This window comes from Kitasatospora sp. NPDC002551, assembly GCF_040296005.1.
Lineage (GTDB): Bacteria > Actinomycetota > Actinomycetes > Streptomycetales > Streptomycetaceae > Kitasatospora.
This window is the reverse complement of the sequence record NZ_JBEOWI010000031.1, coordinates 85,133-104,378: the sequence shown is the minus strand read 5'-3', so window position 1 is coordinate 104,378 and position 19,246 is coordinate 85,133. Positions and strand designations below refer to the sequence as shown.

Here is a 19,246-nt window from a genome sequence, read left to right as displayed (position 1 = left end):
GCGAGCAGGGCCTGTTCCGCGGCGCCATGAAGGGCCGCACCATGTACGTCGTGCCGTTCTCGATGGGCCCGGTCGGCTCCCCGCTGGCCGCGTGCACCCGCCAGTACCAGTTTCGCAGGTGTACGAACCGATCGGCGCGGCAGTTGGTGGACAAATATCCCTGTTGATCTATGTTTGGAGGGCAAGGCAGGCAAGAGAGCACGTCGAGCAAGGAGCAAGGTCATGGCCAACAGCGCGAAGCCCAGGATCGTCGTCGGTGTCGACGGCTCGCCCGCCTCGGAGAAGGCGCTGCGCTGGGCGGTCGACTACGCCCGGCTGACCGGCGGCACCGTCCACGCCGTCGCCGCCTGGGAGTACCCGGCGTTCTACGGCTGGGCCGGGGCGAGCGTGCCCGCCCCCGAGTTCAACCCCGAGGAGCTGGCCGGCAAGACCCTGTCCGACACCGTCGCCAAGACCGTCGGGACCCGGCCCGACGTGGGGATCACCGAGTCGGTGGTCCCGGGCAACGCCGCCCAGGCCCTGCTGGAGGCCTCGCGCGGCGCCGCGCTGGCCGTGGTCGGCAGTCGCGGCCTCGGCGGGTTCACCGGCGCCCTGCTCGGATCGGTCAGCCGCCACCTCACCGAGCACGCCCCCTGCCCGGTGGTCGTGGTCCGCCACGGCGCCACCGGCGAGGAGGCCGACGGCGAGGCGTGACCGCGACCGGCTGCGGCGGGCCGCCGCGCGGAGGGAGGATGGAGGCATGCCAGAAGGTGACTCCGTCTACCGCGCGGCGGCCCGGCTGCACGAGGTCCTCGCCGGGCAGGTGCTGACCACCGGCGAGCTGCGGGTGCCCGCCCACGCCACCTCCGACCTCGCCGGACGCCGGGTGCTGGAGGTCGTCCCGCGCGGCAAGCACCTGCTCACCCGCCTCGAAGGCGGCCTCACCCTGCACACCCACCTGCGGATGGACGGCCGCTGGGTGCTCTTCCGCCCCGGCGAGCGGTGGACCGGCGCGCCGGCGCACCAGATCCGCGCCGTGCTCGGCACCGAACGCGGCACCGCCGTGGGCTACCGGCTTCCCGTCGTCGAACTGCTGCGCACCGGCGACGAGCACCGCGCCGTCGGGCACCTCGGGCCGGACCTGCTCGGGCCCGACTGGGACCCGGCCGAGGCGGTCCGCCGGCTGCTCTCCCACCCCGGCCGGCCGGTCGCCGAGGCGCTGCTCGACCAGCGCAACCTGGCCGGCGTCGGCAACGTGTACGCCAACGAGCTCTGCTACCTGGCCGGTGTCACCCCGTGGACCCCGGTCGGCGAGCTGGCGAGCGCCGACCGCCTGGTGGCCCGCGCCCACCAGGTCCTGGAGGCCAACCGGCTGCGCTCCGGCCACGTCACCACCGGCGACACCCGGCGCGGCCACCAGCAGTGGGTCTACGGCCGGGCCGGGCGGCCCTGCGCGCGCTGCGGCACCACGGTGCTGACGGCGCAGCACGGCACGGCGCCGCAGGACAGGCCCGCGTACTGGTGCCCGTCCTGCCAGCGCGGTCCGGCCCCGGAGGTCCGGTCCGGGCGGCCCGGAGCGCCCGGGCGGCGGGCGCGCTGACGGCGGTTCGGGCAGCCGGGGCGGGCGTGCGCGGGCCGGTCGGACAGCGGCTCAGGCGGGCTCGACCAGGGCCGGGTGGCGCGGGTCGTCGAGGCGGACGGTGAGGTCGGCCGCCTCGGCGGGGACGGTCTCGGCCTCGTAGCGGGCGAACGCGGGCAGCGTCCACCGGTCCTCCGGCGCGGTCCGCCGGGCCAGCGCCGCCGGTGAGAGCGCCAGGTGGACCGTCAGCTCCAGCGGCAGCCACCGGCCCAGCAGCAGCGCGCCGTCCAGCAGCAGCACCCCGCCGGGCGCCAGCTCGGTGTAGGGCGCGCGGGTGGCGCGGTCCGCCACCGGGTCCCGCAGCGAGGGCAGCACCCGGCCGGTGCCGCCCGGCTCCAGCGGGTCCAGCACCTCGCGCAGCAGCGCGCCGTCGTCGAGCCACAGGTCGTGGAAGGCGTCCGCGTCGTGCCGGCCGTACTCCAGCCGGACCGAGGCCGGGCGCAGGAACCCGGCCGCCGGGACCCGCAGCGCCGGCAGGCCGCGCAGCCGCAGCGGCTCGACCAGCGCGTCCGCGAACGCGCCCGGCCCGGCGGCCGGGGCGCCGTCCACGGCCACCCGCAGCCACCGTCCGCCGGCCCCGGGCAGCGCGGTGATCCGGTCGGCGAGCAGCTCGACGAGACGGTCGGGCGAGATCGGGCGAATCGGCACGGCATCATCCTGCGGTCGGGGACGGAGAGGGCCTGGGCGGCCGGCGCTCGTCGTCGAACGCCCCGGACGTTCAGGGCACGGGCAGCCCGCCCAGACAGTAGAGCGTGCTGTCGTGGCCCACGAACAGCCGGGTGCCGTCGCTGGACACCGACCAGACGTCCACCCCGGGACCGGAGTCGGCGAAGGTGGTGAACACCCGGCCGGACTCCGTCTCGACGAACTGCACGCCCGCGTCGGCCGGGCCCGGCACCACCAGGGTGGTACTGGTCAGCAGCGGGCGGCAGCGCCGGTCGAGCCGGAACGGCAGCTGGAGCTGCCAGAGCTGCTCGCCGCCGTCCGCCGCGTGGGCGGTGACCAGGCCGCTGTCGCGCAGCACGTAGACCCGGAAGCCGTCGCTCACCGGGGGCAGGGCGCGCCACTCCTCGCCGGAGCGGGGGCGCACCGACCAGCGCGGCGAGCCGTCCTCCAGCCGCAGCGCCTGGACGCCTCCCGACCCGGCCGGCAGGTAGACGTGCCGCCCGTCGGCGCCGGACCAGGCGGTGCCGGTGTTCGCCACGGACCACAGCCGGCGGCCGTTGGCGCCGTCCAGCAGCGCGAGGCCGGCGGTCGGGTCGGCGTCCCAGGCGAGCAGCCGGCCGGCGCCGAGGCCCAGCACGGCGACCAGGAGCTCGCCGCGCTCGGCGGCCGGGCGCGACCAGACCACGCCCTTGCCGCCGGCGTCCATCGCGAACAGGTGGCCGCGCAGGTCGGACCTGTTCCCGACGCGGCCGTACACCTGGGCGCCGTCGCAGCCGAGCAGGGTGATCGAGTCGCCCAGCTCCGCGGGCAGCGGCAGGCTCCAGCTCGCGGTCGGGCCCACCAGCGTCCGGGCGTCGACGTGGCCGGTCGAGGTGCTGAACAGCCGGCCGTCGCCGACGATCAGCGGGCTGTCGTCCGTCCGGCCCTGCGCCCGGCCGGCCTCGACGACCTCGGTCAGGACGCCGCGCTCGGGGTCGAGCAGGCGGATGCCGCTGCGGCTGACGTAGGCGGGTGCGAACAGCCGGCCGTCCAGCCGGTCCGGTGTCATCGGCTCGGGGCCCTGGTAGACCCACGCCGGCTCCGGGCCGACCACCCGGGTCGGTACGGGCCGCGGTTTCGGCTCCGGCGTGGGCTCGGGGCCGCCCGCCGAGCGGGACACCCCCCAGACGGCGGCGCCCGCGGCGAGCACCCCGGCGCCGGTCAGCAGCCGGCGGCGGGTCGTCCACGGCCCGCGGCCGTCGCTGTCCGCGCCCCCGCTCACCACGTCACCGGGGGCGCCGGCGGCGCGGCCCCCGTCCTCCCCGTCCCACTGCCAGGACGCCTCGCCCGCCGATCGATCGGACGGTGTGGACCCCATGCTTCGCTACTCGTTTCCCCCGGGGCAGCCGTTGTGCGCTGCGCTGTCCAGGGAGAATACCCAAACCGCCCCCGGCCGCCCCCGCCCCGCCGGACGCCCCCGGCGGGACCCGCCGGGGGCGTCCGGGTCAGGACGGGACGCCGTGGTCGGCGAGGTCGGCGAGGACCTCGGCGTGGCAGGGGAGCGGGGCGCACCAGCAGCCGAGGCGGCGGCCGCGCAGGCCGGGGACGAGCGCCAGCAGGTCGGGGTGGCCGAGGAGGTGGGCGCGGTACCTGACCTTCATCTCCTCGCGCGAGAGGTCCGGGCCGGGGCGGTACGGGCAGTGCAGCGGGGACTCGGCCAGGTGCCAGCCGCCCCGGTGCATCGCCCGGCCGACGTAGACCACGTCGGCGAACGCGGGGTCGTCGCGGTGGCCCTTCAGATTGACCACGGTGGTCGGACCGGGGCCGGAGGTGCGGGGCGTCATGGGGTCGATGGTGGCGCAGCCGGGGCCGCCGGGCACCCCGGGACGGGTGGGGCCCGCCTTGACAGCCCCCGGGCCCCGGCGTAGCAAGAGAGGATGCGCGAGGCTGTGCCGGCGGACCCGCCCGGTCCGCGACCGAGCGGCGGCGGTGTCCGGGCGGTGCGGCCCGATCCGGGGCCGCGGAGCCTGCGTGAGCGCATCGGGCTGTCCGTGGAGGAGCAGGCGGCCCGCGACCGTGACGCCCTGCTGACCTCCGCCGTGCGCACGCTGCTTGGCGGGACCGACGCGCACGGCGCGACCGTCCACCTGCGCTCCCGCGACCGCCGCTCGCTGGTGCTGTGTGCCGTCGCGGGAGTGCCGCTGTCGGTCCTGGGCCCGTTCCGGCGGATCGCCGCCGCCGGGCCGCTGCCGGTCGCGGTCGGCTACCGCACCGGCCGCACGGTGCTGCTCGCCGACACCGAGGACACCATGCGCCGCTTCCCGCAGTTCGCCCTCGGGCTGCCGTACGACTTCGCCTCCGCCTGGATACCGGTCCGGGCGGGCGGGGAGACCTACGGGGTGCTGGGCGTGCTGTGGCCGGCCACCGGCGACGGCGTGCCCGAGAGCGCGCGCCGCCACCTGCGCGCCGTGGCCGACCGGCTGGCCGCCGGGCTGGCCGGGCTGGAGGAGGCCGGCCACCCGGTGGAACCGGACGGCGAGACCACGGTCGCGGAACTCGGCCCGCCGTCCGCGCCGACCACCCGGGTCGGCCTGTTCGACTGGAACGTGCCGGCCGGCACGGTGAGCGCCGACGACCAGTTCTGCGAGATCTTCGGCCTCGCCCCCGGCGACTTCGACGGCCGCGCGGACACCCTGGCCGCCCGGGTGGCCCCCGGCGACCTGCCCGAGTTCCGGTCCGCCGTGCGCGGCGCCCTCGACGGCGACCGGGGGGTCGCCGCCCGGCTGCGGGTGCTGGACCGCGACGGCCACCCCTATCCGGTCGAACTGTGGGCGCGGGCGCCGCACGACCGCCCGGGGCAGTGGGGCCGACTGGTCGGCGCCGTCCTCGACACCCGGACCGGCACCGCCGCGACCGCCGCCGTGGAACGCCTGAGCGACGGCGTCTTCTCGCTCGACCCGGACGGCCGGGTCACCTACGCCAACCACAGCGTCGAACTGCTGCTCCGGGCCCGCCGCGAGGACCTGGTCGGCCACCCTCCGTGGCAGGTGCTGCCCTGGCTCTCCGACCCGGTCTACGAGAACCGCTACCGGGCCGCGATGCTCTCCCAGCAGCCGACCGCGTTCCTCGCCCTGCGCCCGCCGGACCACTGGCTGGCCTTCTCGCTCTACCCCGACGCGCACGGCGTCACCGGCCGGGTGGTCGCCGCCGAACCGCCGCCGGACGCCGCCGCGCCGCCCGCCGAACCCGCGCCGCCCGGCACCTGGACCGGCCTCGGCGCCATGTACCACCTGCTCCAGCTGGCCAGCGCGCTGAGCGAGGCGGTGACCGCCCGCGAGGTGTTCCGGGCGGTGGCCGACGAGATCCTGCCGGCCCTCGGCGGACAGGAGCTCGCCGTCTACGCGGTGCGCGAGAAGCGGCTGAACCTGGTCGCGCAGAGCGGCTACCCCGACGGCTTCCTCGACCGCTTCGAGGGGATCCCGTTCGGCGCCCGGGTGCCCGGGGCGGAGACGCTCAGCTCCGGGACCCCGATCTTCTTCGAGTCCGTCGACCAGCTGGCCGCGGCCTACCCCGGCCTCGCCCTGGACGACATGGGGGCCTGGGCCTTCCTTCCGCTGATCGCCTCCGGCCACCCGGTCGGCAGCTGCATCCTCGGCTTCGACCGGCCCCGCGTCTTCACCCTGGAGGAGCGTGGCCTGCTCACCGCGCTGGCCGGCTTCATCGCCCAGGCGCTGGAGCGCGCGCGGCTGTACGACGCCGAGTTCACCCTGGCCCGCGGCCTCCAGCAGGCACTGCTCCCGCACCGGCTGCCGCACGTGGCGGGGGTCCGGATCGCGGCCCGCTACCTGCCCGGCACCCAGGGCATGGAGATCGGCGGCGACTGGTACGACGCCATCGTCACCGGCCGGGACCTCTGCCTGGTCATCGGCGACGTCGAGGGCCACAGCGTCGGCGCGGCCGCCACCATGGGCCAGCTGCGCAGCGCGGTGCGCGCCTTCACCACCGGCGGCCATCCGCCGGACGAGGTGCTGGCCCGCACCAACCAGCTGCTGCTCGAACTCGACCCCGGTCTGCTCGCCAGCTGCTGCCTGGTGCGGCTCACCCCCGGGGAGGGCACCGCGCTGGTCGCCCGGGCCGGCCACCTGCCGCCGGTGCTGCGCCACCCGGACGGTCGGGCCGAGGCGCTGGACGTGCCGGGCGGGCCGCTGCTCGGCGTGGACGGGACGGCCGGCTACCCGGTCAGCCCGCTGACCCTGGAGCCCGGCTCGGTGCTCGCGCTGTACACGGACGGGCTGGTCGAGGACCCGGCGGTGGCGATCGACGAGGGCGTGGAGCGGCTGTGCGCGGCGCTGGCGGGCCCGGACGCGGGGCAGCTGGTCGCGAGGGCGGGGCCGGACGGGCTGGCCGACCGGGTGCTGCACGAGCTGGGCTCGACGCACCGGGTGGACGACATCGCGCTGATGATCACCGCGTACCGGTGACGCGCGCGGGCCGGGGCAGCGACTTTCGTCGGCCCCGGCAGCGACGAACGGTGGCGGTGGCGGGTGCGGCCGTTTCGTTAGCCTCGACGGGTGGACGCGATAGCAAGAGCCTGGTCGAAGGCGGTACGCACGGCGCTGCCCGGGCCCTGGCGGCTCTGGACGGTGGTCCTGGAGGTGGTCGGCGCGGTGGTGCTCGGCGGGCTCGCGGCGCTGATCGAGCTCGCCAGCCGCTCCGGCCTGGCGCTGGTGATGGGGCCCGCGGTCGCCGTCCTCTTCCTGCTGCGCCGCGGCCTGCCCGCGACCGCGCTGGTGCTCACCGCGGCGGCCAGCGGGTTCGGCGGCGGACCGCTGCCGCTGACGATCTGCGTCGGCTGGTCGGCCGGTGCCCGGGTGCGCCGGGTCGCCGTGCTGGTCGGCTCCTTCGCCGTCGGCTGGGTGCTGATGACGGGCCTGGGCGTGCTGAAGGACGCCGGGGAGCTTCCGGCCAAGCTCGTCATCGGGTTCTCGCTGGGCGGCTACCTGCTGTTCGCGGTGCTGCCCGCCCTCTGGGGCCGCTACCGGGCGCAGCGCCGGGCGCTGCTGGACGCGCTGCGCGAGCGCAACGAACAGCTGCTGCGCGAGCGCGCGATGGTCGCGCACCAGGCGCGGCTGCGCGAGCGGCACCGGATCGCCCAGGACATGCACGACAGCCTGGGCCACCAGCTGGCGCTGATCTCGGTGCACACGGGGGCGCTGGAGGTCGACCGGACGCTCACCGACCGGCAGCGGGAGGCGGTCGGGGTGCTGCGGCTGGCGGCGGTCGCGGCGATGCGCGAGCTGCGCGAGGTCGTCGGGGTGCTGCACGACGAGTCGACGGCGGCGCCGTCCGCGCCGGGGGTGGGCGCACCCGGCCGCGGAGCGTCGGGCGTCGGCTCGCCGGCCGCCGGCGGCGCCGGGACCGGCGGGGTGGACGGCATCGACGGGCTGGTCGCCTCCTCGCGGGCGGCGGGCACCGTGGTCACCCTGGTCCGCGACGGCGAGCGGCGTGCGCTGACCGCTTCCGCCGGCCACGCGGCGTACCGGGTCGCTCAGGAAGCGCTCACGAACGCGCACAAGCACGCCCCCGGCGCGCCGATCACGGTCGCGCTCCGGTACGAGCCGGACGCGCTGGTGGTCGAGGTGGTCAACCCGGCGGCGCCCGAGCCGGTGGGGGTGCGCCCCGGCGGCGCGGTGCCGGCGGTCAGCGGCGGCCAGGGGCTGACCGGTCTGCGCGAGCGGGCCCGGCTGGTCGGCGGCATGGTGCACGCCGGGCCGACGGCCGGGGCGGGGTTCCGGCTGGCTGCGGTGCTGCCCTACGAGGGCGCGGAGAGCCCGGCCGGCGCAGGGAGCGCGGGCATGGGCACCAGCGTGGACGGCGCGCAGGAGGCGTGGGACACGGAGGGGGCGCCGGTCTGGGCACTCGACGGCGTGCCGCCGGTCGGGGCCGCGCCCGTGAAGCGGCGCAGCCCGGCGATCGGCTGCGCGGTCGGGGGCGCGGTGGTGCTGCTGGCCGTCCTCGGGCTGGCGGTCTGGGGCCTGGTCGGATTCATCCGGTCCGCCGAGAACTCCACGATCAAGCGGTCGGTGTACGAGGAGTTGCAGGTCGGCGCCCCGGAGGAGGAGGTGAGGCGGCACCTCCCGCCGGGCAGCGAGTTCTTCACCCAGAACCTGCGGGGCACCGGACCCACGCCGCCGGTGGGGTCGGTCTGCCACTACTTCCTCTCCGACGAGTCGGGGGAGAGCTGGGACGAGGAGAACGCCGTGCGGTTCTGCTTCAAGGACGGGGTGCTGGTCGACAAGCAGTACTACCGGGTGAAGCAGTGACCCGCGCGGGTGTTTGGATGGTCCCCGGCGCGGCCGGGCGGTCCGGCGGCGCACCGTCAGGACCAGTACAAGGGGATGACCAGCCGTGATCCGAGTCCTCGTCGCCGACGACGAGCCGCTCATCCGGGCCGGGATCAGGATGATCCTGTCCTCCGCCGAGGACATCGACGTGGTGGCGGAGGCCGCCGACGGCCGGCAGGCGCTGGAGCTGGCGCGCGCGCACCGGGCGGACGTCGTACTGCTGGACATCCAGATGCCGGTGATGGACGGGCTGACGGCGCTCGCCGAGCTGCCGCGGGCCGCGCCCGGCGCGCGGGCGCTGATCCTCACCACCTTCGGGGAGCGCGAGAACGTACTGCGCGCCGTGAGCGAGGGGGGCGCGGGCTTCCTGCTGAAGGACACCGCGCCGGGCGAGCTGATCCAGGCCGTGCGGGCGGCCGCGACCGGGCACGCCTTCCTGTCGCCCGCCGCGACCCGGCACATCGTGGACTCGCTGGCGGGCGGGCACGCCGGTCCGGCGGCGGCGCGCGGGGCGCAGGCGCGGCGGCGCCTGGAGGTGCTGACGGAGCGTGAGCTGGAGGTGCTGGCGCTGCTCGGGGAGGGCCTGTCCAACGCGGACGCCGGCGCCCGGATCCACATGAGCGAGGCGACGGTGAAGACGTACGTGAGCCGGATCCTGGCCAAGCTGGGGTGCGACAACCGGGTGCAGGCGGCGCTGCTGGCGCGCGACGCGGGGTTGGACGGCGCCGGCTGAGGCGCGCGCACGGGGCGTCCGCGCCCCTGCGCGGGCCCGCTCGCGCCCCCGTTCGGTGCGTGCGCGGACGGGTCGTGTGCCATGCGCTGAGCGATTTTTCGCTCACTCTCGGTAGTTGGAGTGGTGAGCACCACATCGACGGCGGGTGGAATCGGGAACTCCGATTCGCGCGGTGACGGCGCGTCAGATCTCCGTAGCGATTTGTCGACGGCGCGGCCGGCTCGGCGCTCGGCAGGGTGTGAGCGACGGCACGGAAATCGATCGTTTGGGCCGGGAAATGCGGTCAAAGCCGGTCGTTTCCCGGTCGACTACATGATCGATACCGCCGGTAACGGTCAACTGACCTGCGGCGTCCAAGAATTGCTTGATGCGGCGCGGGGGCCGCCCGTAGCTTCATTGGCGGTGCAACGAGCACCACCCGGGTTCACCCCCGACGCATCGCCCGCCGACTGACCACCGGCGCGAGGGCGGTGCCCGTTGACGCGACCGGCTCGAACGGGCCGTCGGCGAGCGGAGGGTGGCTTGGGCGGCACGGCACGTCGGACACGTGCCCGGCCGCCCGTCGAGTGAGGGAGCGACAGCCGGCCCCGGCAGGGGCCTGGTTCCGCACGCCTGCCCGGGGCTTGTCGAGAGGAATTCCATGAATCCCCGTCACGAGACCGCCGCTTCCACCACCGTCGACAGCACCACCACCGGCACCAACGGCACTGCCAAGCGCAACCGGGTCCGGCTCGCTGTCGTGGCGGGCGCCGCCATCGCGGCGCTGCCGGTGGCCGGCCTCGTCACGGCCACCTCGGCCTCCGCCGCCCCCACCTCCTCCTGGGACGCCGTCGCCCGGTGCGAGAGCGGCGGCAACTGGAGCATCAGCACCGGCAACGGCTTCTCCGGCGGACTCCAGTTCGCCCCCTCCACCTGGAGGGCGTACGGCGGCACCGCGTACGCCCCGCAGGCCCACCAGGCGAGCCGCGAGCAGCAGATCGCGGTCGCCGAGAAGGTCCTCGCCAAGCAGGGTCCGGGCGCCTGGCCGGTCTGCTCGGGCAAGGCCGGACTCAGCAGGGGCGGCGCGTCCGCCGCCGACGACGCGCCCGCCGCGGCGCCCAAGGCCCAGCAGCCGGCCAAGCAGCAGCCGGCGAAGCAGGCCGCCCCGGCCAAGCCGGCCCCGGCCCAGGGACAGAAGGCGACGCCCCGCAAGGCGGCCCCGGCCCAGGCCCAGGCTCCGTCCCAGGGGGCTGCGAAGCCCGCCGCGAAGCCTGCCGCGCCCGCCGCGCCCTCCGCCTCCGACCGGGGCGCCGAGGGTGGCAGCTACACCGTCAAGAGCGGTGACACGCTGAGCGGCATCGCGGCCAAGTTCGGCCTCGACACGGCCGGACTGCACGCCAGGAACATCAAGGCGATCGGCACCAACCCGAACCTGATCTTCCCGGGCCAGACCCTGTCGTTCTGACACCGCCCGGTGCACCCGTTCCGCTGAGCCCGTCCCGCTGAGCCCGTCCCGCCGGGCCGCACTCCCCGGCACCCCCTGCCCGGGGCCGTCCGGCCACCCTTGCCCCCGAGGGTGGCCGTCCGGCGTTCGCGGAGGGAGGGCTCGGTAGTTGAACGTTGAACGCGACGTCCGAATACCGCCGGACCCGCAGGTCGCGCGGACCGAGGATCGAGTCATGTCCGCGAACGACCCAAGGAGTTCTGACGATATGACGACGACCACGCTCGCGAAGCTCGACGGCAAGGCGGCCCTGGTGACCGGCGGCAGCCGGGGCATCGGGGAGGCCGTGGCCCTGCGGCTCGCCGAGGAGGGCGCCGACGTGGCGGTGACCTACCTGGGCAGCGCCGAACGCGCCGAGGCGGTGGCGGCCAAGATCACCGCGATGGGCCGGCGCGGCTGGGCGGTCCGGGCCGACAGCGCCGACCCGCAGGAGGTGCGCGCCGTCGTCGAGGCGGTCGCCGAGCGGTTCGGGCGGCTCGACATCCTGGTCAACAACGCCGGGGCGGGCTTCATCGGCCCGATCGAGGAGACCGGCCTGGCCGACGTCGACCGGGTGCTGGAGACCAACGTCCGGGCGCCGTACCTGTACGCCCAGGCCGCCGTCGCCCACCTGACCGACGGCGGCCGGATCGTGACCATCGGCAGCTGCATGGCCCGGCGGGCCGCCTTCCCCGGCGGCAGCCTCTACGCGACCAGCAAGGCGGCGACGATCGGGCTCAGCAAGGCGCTGGCCCGTGAGCTGGGCCCGCGCGGGATCACCGTCAACGTGATCCACCCCGGCCCGATCGACACCGACATGAACCCGGCGGACGGCCCGTCGGCCGGGTTCCAGTCCGGCTTCACCGCGCTCGGCGGGTACGGGCGGCCGGCCGACGTCGCCGCGACCGTCGCGCACCTGGCGGGCGCGGAGGGCCGCTACATCACCGGCGCCGAGATCGCCGTGGACGGCGGCTTCGCCGCCTGACCCCGCTGCTCCGCGGGCCGGCCCGGGGTGTTGCTCCGGGCCGGTTGTCGGTGCCCCCGTCTACGATCGGCCGGACCGACCACGTTCGCCGGCACGCGTCCGCGGCGCGCGCCGGCGCGCGGGTCCCGAATGAGGGGCCGGTGCGGCCCCGACGACGGAGAGGTGCGTCATGACCGGAGCGCAAGACCCGATCGAGCTGCTCGCCCGTGCGCTCGCGCAGACCGCCGGCCTGATCGACGGCGTCGGCGCCGAGCTGGCCGGCCACCCGACGGCCTGCCGTTCCTGGGACGTCGGGCAGCTGATCAGCCATCTGCTGCACGACCTGGAGCAGTTCACCGTCCGGGCGCAGGGCGGCACGCCCGACTGGTCGCAGTCCTTCGAGCGGGTCGAGGACGACTGGCTGCACCGCTTCGAGGCCGGGGCCGAGCGCCTGGTGGCCGCCTGGCGGCAGGCCGGGGACCTCGGCGGCGTGATCGAGGTCCCCGGCGCCGGCGCACTGCCGGCCCGCTTCCCGGTGGACCAGCAGATCGCCGAGTTCGCCGTGCACGGCTGGGACCTCGCCCGGGCCACCGGCCAGTCCACGGCCGGCCTCGACCACGAGGTGGCCGAGGCCTCGCTCACCTGGGCGCACGGCGCGCTGCGGCCGGAGTACCGGGGGAGCGAGGAGGAGCGGCACGCCTTCGGCCCGGAGGTCGAGGCCGCCGAGGACGCGCCGGTGTACGACCGGCTCGCCGCCTTCTTCGGCCGCGACCCCGGGGCCGCCGGGCCGGCGTAGGGCCCGGGCTCAGCCGCGGCTCCAGACGAAGGAGATCTCCGGGTAGCGCGGGGAGGGCGCGTCCAGCAGCGGGGACGGGCGCCCGTGCAGAAAGCGGTCGAAGTGCGCGAGCACGTAGGCGCGGGCCAGTTCGACGGCGCGCGCCGGGGCGATGGTGCCCGTCAGCCGCAGGGCGGTCTCCGGTGAGGTGTTCTCGGCGAGGTGCCCGGGGCCGACGGCGTACGGCAGGTCGGTGACGCTCAGATGGCCCGAGTCGTGCTGCAGCAGCTGGCGTCCCCAGCCGCGCTGGTGCTCGCGCCAGCGCTGCCAGGTCTCGTGGTCCTCCAGCGTGGTGAACAGCAGGAACGGCCGGTCCACGCCCTCGTCCGCGACCGGCGAGCCGAAGAAGCCGCCGTCCAGGTTGAGCCCCGCGGTGAACCGCCGGTCCTGGCGGATCGCCTCGGCGGCGGCCGCGCCGCCCATCGAGTGTCCGAACACGCCGATCCGCCGCGGGTCGGCGCAGGGCAGCCCCGCGTGCCGGCGCAGCGCCCGGCCGGTGGTCAACTCCGTGGCCACGAAGCGGAGATCGGCAGCCCGGGCGGCGATCTCCTTGCGCTCGGTGGCGTCCCAGTCGGCCGGCTCGTCCTCCAGGACGCTGCGCACCAGCCGGCCGTCCGGAAACTCCACGGCGGTGGCGTCGTAGGTGTGGTCGAGCGCCGCGACCAGATAGCCGCGCGCCGCCAACTCCTCGGCCAGCGCGGTGCAGTTGCTGCGCCCGCCCTTGCGGCCGTGGCCGAGCAGCAGCAGTGGCAGCGCGCCCGGGAGCGCCGGGGCGCCGAGCCGTGCCGTCGGGCGCAGCCGGGCGATGGTGCCCGGGTCGAGGAAGGTGCCCTGGTCCAGCGCGGCCGCCACGCGCGCCGTGGTGTACGGCGCGCGGGGGCGCCCGGCGGCGGCGCGGGCGGGGTACCAGAGCTGCACCATCAGCTCGCGCGGAGCGGGGGTGGGGGCGAACGGGTCCTGCCGGTGCTCGTCGACCAGGTGCAGGGAGACCGTGCCGACCGTCCGCCGCACGGTCGGCGCCGGCAGGTCGATCGGCGCGGCGGACGACGGCGCGGTGGCGGGCGGTGCGGCGACCGGCGTGACGGTCGGCGCGGGGGCGGGTGCGGCGTACGCCGGGGTGCCCGGCAGTGCGAGCGACGCCCCGCCCAGCCCCGCGAACGTCAGCAGTGAACGGCGCCCGATCATGGTCATCCACCCTCCGGAACAACGGCTCTGACGCTTCCTCACCCTAGATCGAGCGGGTCGCCCGGGGACAGGGGGTGTCCGCACAGTGGTACGGGGGTGGTGCGGGGGCGCGCGGTCAGGCGCTGGTGAGGGCGACGCGGATCCAGCGCTGGGCCTCGGTGGTGGCGCGGTCGAGGGCGAGGGCGCCCGGGGCGGCGGCGGCCTGGACGATCAGGCCCTTGAGCAGGCCGACCACCGCCGTCGCGGCGGCGTCCGGGTCGACCTCCGGCCGGACCTCGCCGTCGGCCGCTCCCTGGCGGATCACCTCGGCCACCCAGTCGCGCATCCGGGCGTCCAGCCGGGCGACGGCGTCGGTGAGTTCCGAGGAGCCGGCGAGGGCCTCGGCGCCCAGCACGACGAAGGCCCGGCCGAGGTCGGTCGGGTTCCGCACCCCGTCCAGGCAGGCGGCCCGGGCGAAGGCGCACAACTCCTCGACGGCGCCCGCGCCACTGCGCTCCGGCGCGGCGGCGGCCATCGCCTCGGCGAGCGCCTCCTCCTGGAGCCGGGCCAGCAGGGCGCCCTTGGAACCGAAGTAGTGCGAGGCCAGGCCGCGGCTGAAGCCGGCCTCCTCGCCCACCCGGGCGAGGGTCACCCCGGCGCTCCCGTGCTCGGCGATCAGGCGCGCGGCGGCGGCGAGCAGCGCGCGCTCGGCCCGCGCGCGCCGTTCGGCCTGGGTGCGGCGTGGCGGCTCCGGGTGCTCCGCCGGTGCGGGGGAGGGGCCTGCCGGGGAATCTGGCGGGGAAACGTGCGTGGGCATACCACCATGCTAGGGTGGAACTTGCTTGTTGAACAACAAGTAAGTTCGGATGGTGCGGCCGCCGACCGCGCCACCCCTGTGGAAGGGAACCGGGATGACCGCCACGATGCTCGCCGGCCGGCTCGACGTCGCCAAGGGCGCTTTCGCCGTCGAGGAGGTGCCGGTGCCCACGCCGGGGCCGGGACAGGTCCTCATCAAGGTCGGCGCCGCCGGCGTCTGCCTCTCGGACGTCCACCTGATCGAGGGCATGCTCAAGCCGCTGCACCTGCGGGGCGACAAGGTCACCCTCGGCCACGAGGTCGCGGGCACCGTGCACGGCCTGGGCGAGGGCGTCGGCACCGCGGCGGTCGGCGACCGCGTGCTGCTGCAGGCCGGCGAGAGCCGCGACGGCGTCGTCCTCACCCGGGGCGTCGACTACGACGGCGGCTGGGCCGAGTACGCGCTGGCCACCGCCGAGACCCTGGTGCCGATCCCCGACGAGCTGCCCTTCGAGCAGGCCTGTTTCATCCCGGACGCGGTCTCCACCCCCTGGGCCGCCATCACCGGCACCGGTGCCGTCCGCCCGGCCGAGGCCGTCGGCGTCTGGGGCGTGGGCGGTCTGGGCGCGCACGGCGTGCAGCTGCTGCGCACCGTCGGCGCCCACCCGATCGTCGCGGTCGACCCGCTGCCCGCCGCCCGCGAGCGGGCCCTCGCCTTCGGCGCCGACGCCGCGCTCGACCCGGGTGACCCGGAGTTCGCCGCGAAGCTGCGCGCCGCGACCCGCGGCCGTCCGCTGGCCGCCGCGTTCGACTTCGCCGGGGTCGCCCCGGTCCGCGAGCAGGCGATGGCCGCGCTCGGCGAGCACGGCCGTCTGGTCCTGGTCGGCCTGACCAACCAGCCGCTGACCATCACCAACGGCACCCTGGTCAGCTACCTGCGCCAGCAGATCCGCGGCCACTACGGCTCGGAGGGCCAGGACGTCGTCGACCTGGTCGACCTGGTCCGCGGCGGCCGCCTGGAGTTCTCCCGCTCGGTGAGCGGTAGCTTCCCGCTGGCCCGGGCCGCCGAGGCGGTCGAGGCCCTGGAGCAGAAGAAGGGCGATCCGATCCGGCTGGTCCTCAAGCCCTGACGCCCGGTGGCGTAGCCTGCCGGTGGTGCACGGCGGACGAAGGGGAGGGCGTCGCATGCTCGGCTGGTGGTTCCTGGTCAAGGCCCCGGCGACGGGGGAGGGTGAGGGCGAGGTCCTCGCCCAGTGGGAGACCGGCCTCGGTGGCCTCGACTGGATCGCCGCCCTGGTCGGGGCCGACCGGGCCGAGCAGTCGCGGTTCGACGGCTACCCCCTGCGCTACACCGCCCGGGCCGGCGACGTCCTGCCGCTGCTCGCCGACGGCTCGGTGTTCGACACCGGGCCCGGCGCGGAGTACCGGCGGCGCGAGCAGTTCCCCGAGCGGATCGCCGTCTGCCCGCCGGACGCCCTGCTGACCGTCGACGCCTGGGACCAGTCCTAACCGCCGGCGCCGCCCGCGGCGGTTCGGGCGGCGGCGCGCTTGACGGCCTCGCGGATCCGGGGGTAGCTGCCGCACCGGCAGATGTTCTGGATCTGGTCGATGTCGGCGTCGGTGGGCGCCGGGGTGCGGCGCAGCAGGGCGACGGCCGTCATGATCTGGCCGGGCTGGCAGAAGCCGCACTGGGCGACGTCGCACTCCAGCCAGGCCTCCTGGACGGGGTGCAGGGTGTCGCCGTCGGCGAGGCCCTCGATGGTGGTGACCCGGCGGTCCGCGCAGGCCTTGACCGGCACGATGCAGGGCTGCACCTCCTCGCCGTCCAGGTGGCTGGTGCAGGCGCGGCAGACGCCGACGCCGCAGCCGTACTTGGGGCCGGTGACGCCGAGCTTGTCGCGCAGCACCCAGAGCAGCGGCATGTCGTCCGGTGCCTCGACGGTGACCGGCCGGCCGTTGAGGACGAAGGTGTGGCTGGGCATGGGAGGGGCGTGTCCTCGGTGTCGTCGGGGAGCGGTCGTCGGGGAGCGGTCGTCGGGTGGGGTCGGGAGGCCACCGGGGCGGAAGCCGAGCGGGGTCAGAAGTTGAGCGGGAAGGAGCGCGGGCTGGTGCCGGTCGCCCGGGCGTAGGCGTTGGCCACCGCGGCGGAGGCCGCCGGCACGCCCAGTTCGCCCGCGCCGCCGGGCGGTCCGCTCGGCGGCAGCAGGTGGATCTCGACCACCGGCGGGCTGTGCTTCTGCCGCGCGTAGTGGAAGTCGCCGTAGCTGCCCTCGCGGACGGCGCCGCGGTCGATGTGGTTGCCGGCCTGCAGGATCACCGAGATGCCGTCGATCAGCGCGCCGGTCAGCTGGGCCTCCAGGCCGGTCGGGTTGATCACCGTGCCGAGGTCGGCGGCGATCACCGCCTTGGTCACCCGGGGCTGGGTGGGCCCGGAGGCGTCGAGTTCGACCAGGTAGGCGGCCCGGCCGCCGTTCTCCTCGTGGTAGCCGATGCCCTGGGCCTGGCCGGGCGGCATGGCGCGGCCCCAGCGGCCGGCCCGGGCGACGGTGTCGAGCACGGCCTGCCCGGCCGTCTCGCGCAGCCGGGCGCGGCGGAAGGCCACCGGGTCCTGGCCGAGGCGGCGGGCCAGTTCGTCCATCATGATCTCGTCGGCCACCCGTACGGTGCCGGAGTAGACGGAGCGCCAGCTGCCGGTCGGGATCTTCAGCGGCACCTCGGCGAGCACCTGGGTGGGGATGCCGACGGCGTACGGGTTGCTCTGGCTGAGCAGGAAGAACACCTGGGCGAGCGAGAGCCCGGCGAGCTCCAGCCGGAAGCCGGCGGCGGTGAGCGCCTCGCCGAGGCCGTGGCCGAAGTCGGTCGTCACGGTGGCGACGCGGTGCTCGTAGCCGAGCACCTGGCCGAGCCCGTAGGTGGCGCGGACCCGGTGGTGGGTGGCGGGGCGCATCCGGCCGTGGCGCATGTCGTCGTTGCGGGTCCACATCAGCTTGACCGGCCGGCCGGCCGCCCGGGAGATCAGCGCGGCCTCCAGCGCCGCGTCGTAGAACAGCCGGCGGCCGAACGACCCGCCGCCGCGCACCACGTGGACGGTGACCGCGTCCTGCGGCAGGCCGAGTTCGGCGGCGATGGTCTGCTGGGCGACGATCGGGGTCTGCGCGGCGAACCAGAGCTCGGCCCGGTTCGGGCGGACGTCGGCGATCGCCGTCAGCACCTCCATCGGCGCGTGGTTGACGAAGGCGAAGTCGAACTCGCCGTCCACGTACTGGGTGAGCAGCGGGGGCACCAGGAACGGCGCGTGCGCGGAGCGCAGCCGCTGCCGGATGTCGGCGTCGGAGAGCGCGGCGACCGGGCCGGGGTGCCAGCTGGTGCGCAGGGCGTCGCGGGCCCTGAGCGCCTGGTCGAACGTTTCGGCGAGGACGGCGACGCCGCTCGGGACGGTCACCACACCGAGCACGCCGGGCATGGTGCGGGCGGCGGAGGCGTCCAGGGAGGCCAGGGTGCCGTTGATGGTGGTGGGGCGGGCGACGACGGTCGGCACCGCGCCGGGCACCGCGAGGTCGCCGGCGTACTTGGCACGGCCGGTGACGATGTCCCGGGCGTCGATCCGGCCGGTGGGCCGGCCGATCACGCGGCGCTGCCCGGCCGGCTTGGGGGTGGCCGGCACGGCGGGCACCGCGATCGCGGCGGCCGCGGCGGCGAGTTCGCCGTAGCCGGTCCGGCGGCCGTCGGGGGCGAGGACGGCGCAGTCGGCGGTGCGCAGGGTGGCGGCCGGCAGCGACCAGCGCTGGGCGGCCGCGGTGACCAGCCGGGCCCGGGCCGCGGCGGCGACGGCGCGCACCGGGTCGTAGAGGGTGCGGACCGAGTTGGAGGCGCCGGTGAGCTGGTTGAACAGCAGGTCGGGGCGGCTGTCGGAGAGCGGGACGTCGACGTCGGCCAGCCGGGCGTCGAGCTCCTCGGCGACCATCATCGCCACGGTGGTGGTGAGGCCCTGGCCGACCTCCAGACGGGGCAGGTGGAGGACGGCGCGGCCGGCGGCGGTGATCTCCAGGACGAGCAGGTGCGCGGTGGGCAGGCCGGCGATCTGCAGCGCCTGGCCGAGGTCGACGATGTCGGGGATGCCGGGCAGGCCGAGCAGCGGCGAGGTGGCGCTCCGGCTCCCGCCCGCCTGCGCCCCGGTGGCCGCGGCCTCGGCGGCCCGGGCGGCGGCGGGCGCGGCGGCGTCGAGACCGGCCCGGGCGGCGACGGTGAGGGTCGGTGCGGCGAGCAGGTAGGTCAGGAAGCGGCGGCGCGCCGTGGCCTCGGGCCGCTGCTCGGGGGCGGGGCCCGTGCCGCCCGGGGGTGCGGTGGAGGTGCTGATGGGAGAGCCCTTCTCGCCGGGTGACGGCTCCCGCCGGGTGGGAGCCGCGGCGGTCCCGCCCGGTGCCGGACGGCGCTCGCGGGGCGTGCACGTAGTTATCGTGTCCACGATCGCGAACGAGGACGCGGATGAGCATAGGAGGGCCCTACTGACGGGTCAACACGGCTTTCCGGAGCGCTCTCGGACAGCCGACCGGATGGCGGACGGGACGGGCACGGAGCGCGCGGGGAGGGCCTGGCGCGGCGTCAGGTACCGCCGTCCGGGTGACGCGGCCCCCCCGGGGGGCGCGCGCCGGGCGGAGGGGGCGGGCGGTGGCACGGCCCGGCGCC

The 19,246-nt window shown here is 76.3% G+C and carries 17 protein-coding genes and 1 pseudogene; 11 read left to right on the top strand and 7 right to left on the bottom strand.

What is annotated here, in order from left to right; genetic code table 11:
* The 3 genes and pseudogenes from ABT093_RS41025 to ABT093_RS24930 form a co-directional block, all read left to right on the top strand.
* Positions 1-92 (top strand): annotated as a pseudogene (locus tag ABT093_RS41025) (hypothetical protein); the annotation flags it as partial.
* A gap of 130 nt (positions 93-222) precedes the next feature.
* Positions 223-693: a universal stress protein gene (locus ABT093_RS24935; RefSeq protein WP_350568185.1), complete on the top strand. Its 471-nt coding sequence runs from the start codon at positions 223-225 to the stop codon at positions 691-693.
* Between the two features lie 46 nt (positions 694-739).
* Positions 740-1,579 (top strand): DNA-formamidopyrimidine glycosylase family protein, encoded by an 840-nt coding sequence (locus ABT093_RS24930; protein ID WP_350568182.1) that lies wholly within the window; start codon positions 740-742, stop codon positions 1,577-1,579.
* A gap of 51 nt (positions 1,580-1,630) precedes the next feature.
* Here the strand turns inward: ABT093_RS24930 and ABT093_RS24925 are convergent, their stop codons facing one another.
* The 3 genes from ABT093_RS24925 to ABT093_RS24915 all read right to left on the bottom strand — a co-directional run bounded on the left by ABT093_RS24925 (position 1,631) and on the right by ABT093_RS24915 (position 4,107).
* The gene (locus tag ABT093_RS24925; RefSeq protein WP_350568180.1) at positions 1,631-2,266 is read right to left on the bottom strand and encodes a nucleoside/nucleotide kinase family protein; all 636 of its coding nucleotides are present in this window, start codon (positions 2,264-2,266) and stop codon (positions 1,631-1,633) included.
* 70 nt (positions 2,267-2,336) lie between these two features.
* The gene (locus tag ABT093_RS24920; RefSeq protein WP_350568177.1) at positions 2,337-3,641 is read right to left on the bottom strand and encodes an outer membrane protein assembly factor BamB family protein; all 1,305 of its coding nucleotides are present in this window, start codon (positions 3,639-3,641) and stop codon (positions 2,337-2,339) included.
* 127 nt (positions 3,642-3,768) lie between these two features.
* Positions 3,769-4,107, bottom strand: coding sequence for a DUF4326 domain-containing protein (locus ABT093_RS24915; protein ID WP_350568175.1), 339 nt, complete (start codon positions 4,105-4,107; stop codon positions 3,769-3,771).
* Positions 4,108-4,200: 93 nt separating this feature from the next.
* Here ABT093_RS24915 and ABT093_RS24910 point away from each other — a divergent pair, with 93 nt between their 5' ends.
* From ABT093_RS24910 to ABT093_RS24885, 6 genes are all read left to right on the top strand, one after another.
* Positions 4,201-6,744 (top strand): SpoIIE family protein phosphatase, encoded by a 2,544-nt coding sequence (locus ABT093_RS24910; RefSeq protein ID WP_350568172.1) that lies wholly within the window; start codon positions 4,201-4,203, stop codon positions 6,742-6,744.
* 90 nt (positions 6,745-6,834) lie between these two features.
* Positions 6,835-8,586 (top strand): sensor histidine kinase, encoded by a 1,752-nt coding sequence (locus tag ABT093_RS24905; RefSeq protein ID WP_350568169.1) that lies wholly within the window; start codon positions 6,835-6,837, stop codon positions 8,584-8,586.
* Between the two features lie 85 nt (positions 8,587-8,671).
* A complete protein-coding gene (locus ABT093_RS24900; protein ID WP_350568167.1) occupies positions 8,672-9,340 on the top strand; it encodes a response regulator in 669 nt (222 codons plus the stop codon).
* A 640-nt stretch (positions 9,341-9,980) separates the two neighbouring features.
* The gene (locus tag ABT093_RS24895; protein WP_350568165.1) at positions 9,981-10,784 is read left to right on the top strand and encodes a LysM peptidoglycan-binding domain-containing protein; all 804 of its coding nucleotides are present in this window, start codon (positions 9,981-9,983) and stop codon (positions 10,782-10,784) included.
* 247 nt (positions 10,785-11,031) lie between these two features.
* Entirely contained in the window at positions 11,032-11,787 is a 756-nt protein-coding gene (locus ABT093_RS24890) for an SDR family NAD(P)-dependent oxidoreductase (RefSeq protein ID WP_350568163.1), read from the top strand.
* 169 nt (positions 11,788-11,956) lie between these two features.
* The gene (locus ABT093_RS24885) at positions 11,957-12,562 is read left to right on the top strand and encodes a TIGR03086 family metal-binding protein (protein ID WP_350568160.1); all 606 of its coding nucleotides are present in this window, start codon (positions 11,957-11,959) and stop codon (positions 12,560-12,562) included.
* Positions 12,563-12,571: 9 nt separating this feature from the next.
* Here ABT093_RS24885 and ABT093_RS24880 read toward each other — a convergent pair whose 3' ends face one another.
* Both ABT093_RS24880 and ABT093_RS24875 read right to left on the bottom strand, forming a co-directional pair.
* Positions 12,572-13,792: an alpha/beta hydrolase gene (locus ABT093_RS24880; RefSeq protein WP_350568157.1), complete on the bottom strand. Its 1,221-nt coding sequence runs from the start codon at positions 13,790-13,792 to the stop codon at positions 12,572-12,574.
* Positions 13,793-13,901: 109 nt separating this feature from the next.
* Complete coding sequence (locus ABT093_RS24875; RefSeq protein WP_350568154.1) at positions 13,902-14,582, bottom strand: TetR/AcrR family transcriptional regulator; 681 nt, start codon at positions 14,580-14,582, stop codon at positions 13,902-13,904.
* A gap of 94 nt (positions 14,583-14,676) precedes the next feature.
* Between ABT093_RS24875 and ABT093_RS24870 the strand changes: the two genes are divergently transcribed.
* Both ABT093_RS24870 and ABT093_RS24865 read left to right on the top strand, forming a co-directional pair.
* Positions 14,677-15,690 carry a zinc-binding dehydrogenase gene (locus ABT093_RS24870; RefSeq protein ID WP_350568152.1) on the top strand — a complete coding sequence of 338 codons (1,014 nt, stop codon included), beginning with the start codon at positions 14,677-14,679 and terminating at the stop codon, positions 15,688-15,690.
* Positions 15,691-15,745: 55 nt separating this feature from the next.
* Positions 15,746-16,069 (top strand): hypothetical protein, encoded by a 324-nt coding sequence (locus tag ABT093_RS24865; protein ID WP_350568150.1) that lies wholly within the window; start codon positions 15,746-15,748, stop codon positions 16,067-16,069.
* Here the strand turns inward: ABT093_RS24865 and ABT093_RS24860 are convergent.
* Both ABT093_RS24860 and ABT093_RS24855 read right to left on the bottom strand, forming a co-directional pair.
* Positions 16,066-16,542 (bottom strand): (2Fe-2S)-binding protein, encoded by a 477-nt coding sequence (locus tag ABT093_RS24860; RefSeq protein WP_350568147.1) that lies wholly within the window; start codon positions 16,540-16,542, stop codon positions 16,066-16,068. The genes ABT093_RS24865 and ABT093_RS24860 overlap by 4 nt on opposite strands.
* A gap of 95 nt (positions 16,543-16,637) precedes the next feature.
* Entirely contained in the window at positions 16,638-19,025 is a 2,388-nt protein-coding gene (locus ABT093_RS24855; RefSeq protein WP_350568146.1) for a xanthine dehydrogenase family protein molybdopterin-binding subunit, read from the bottom strand.
* Between the last annotated feature and the right edge of the window lie 221 nt (positions 19,026-19,246).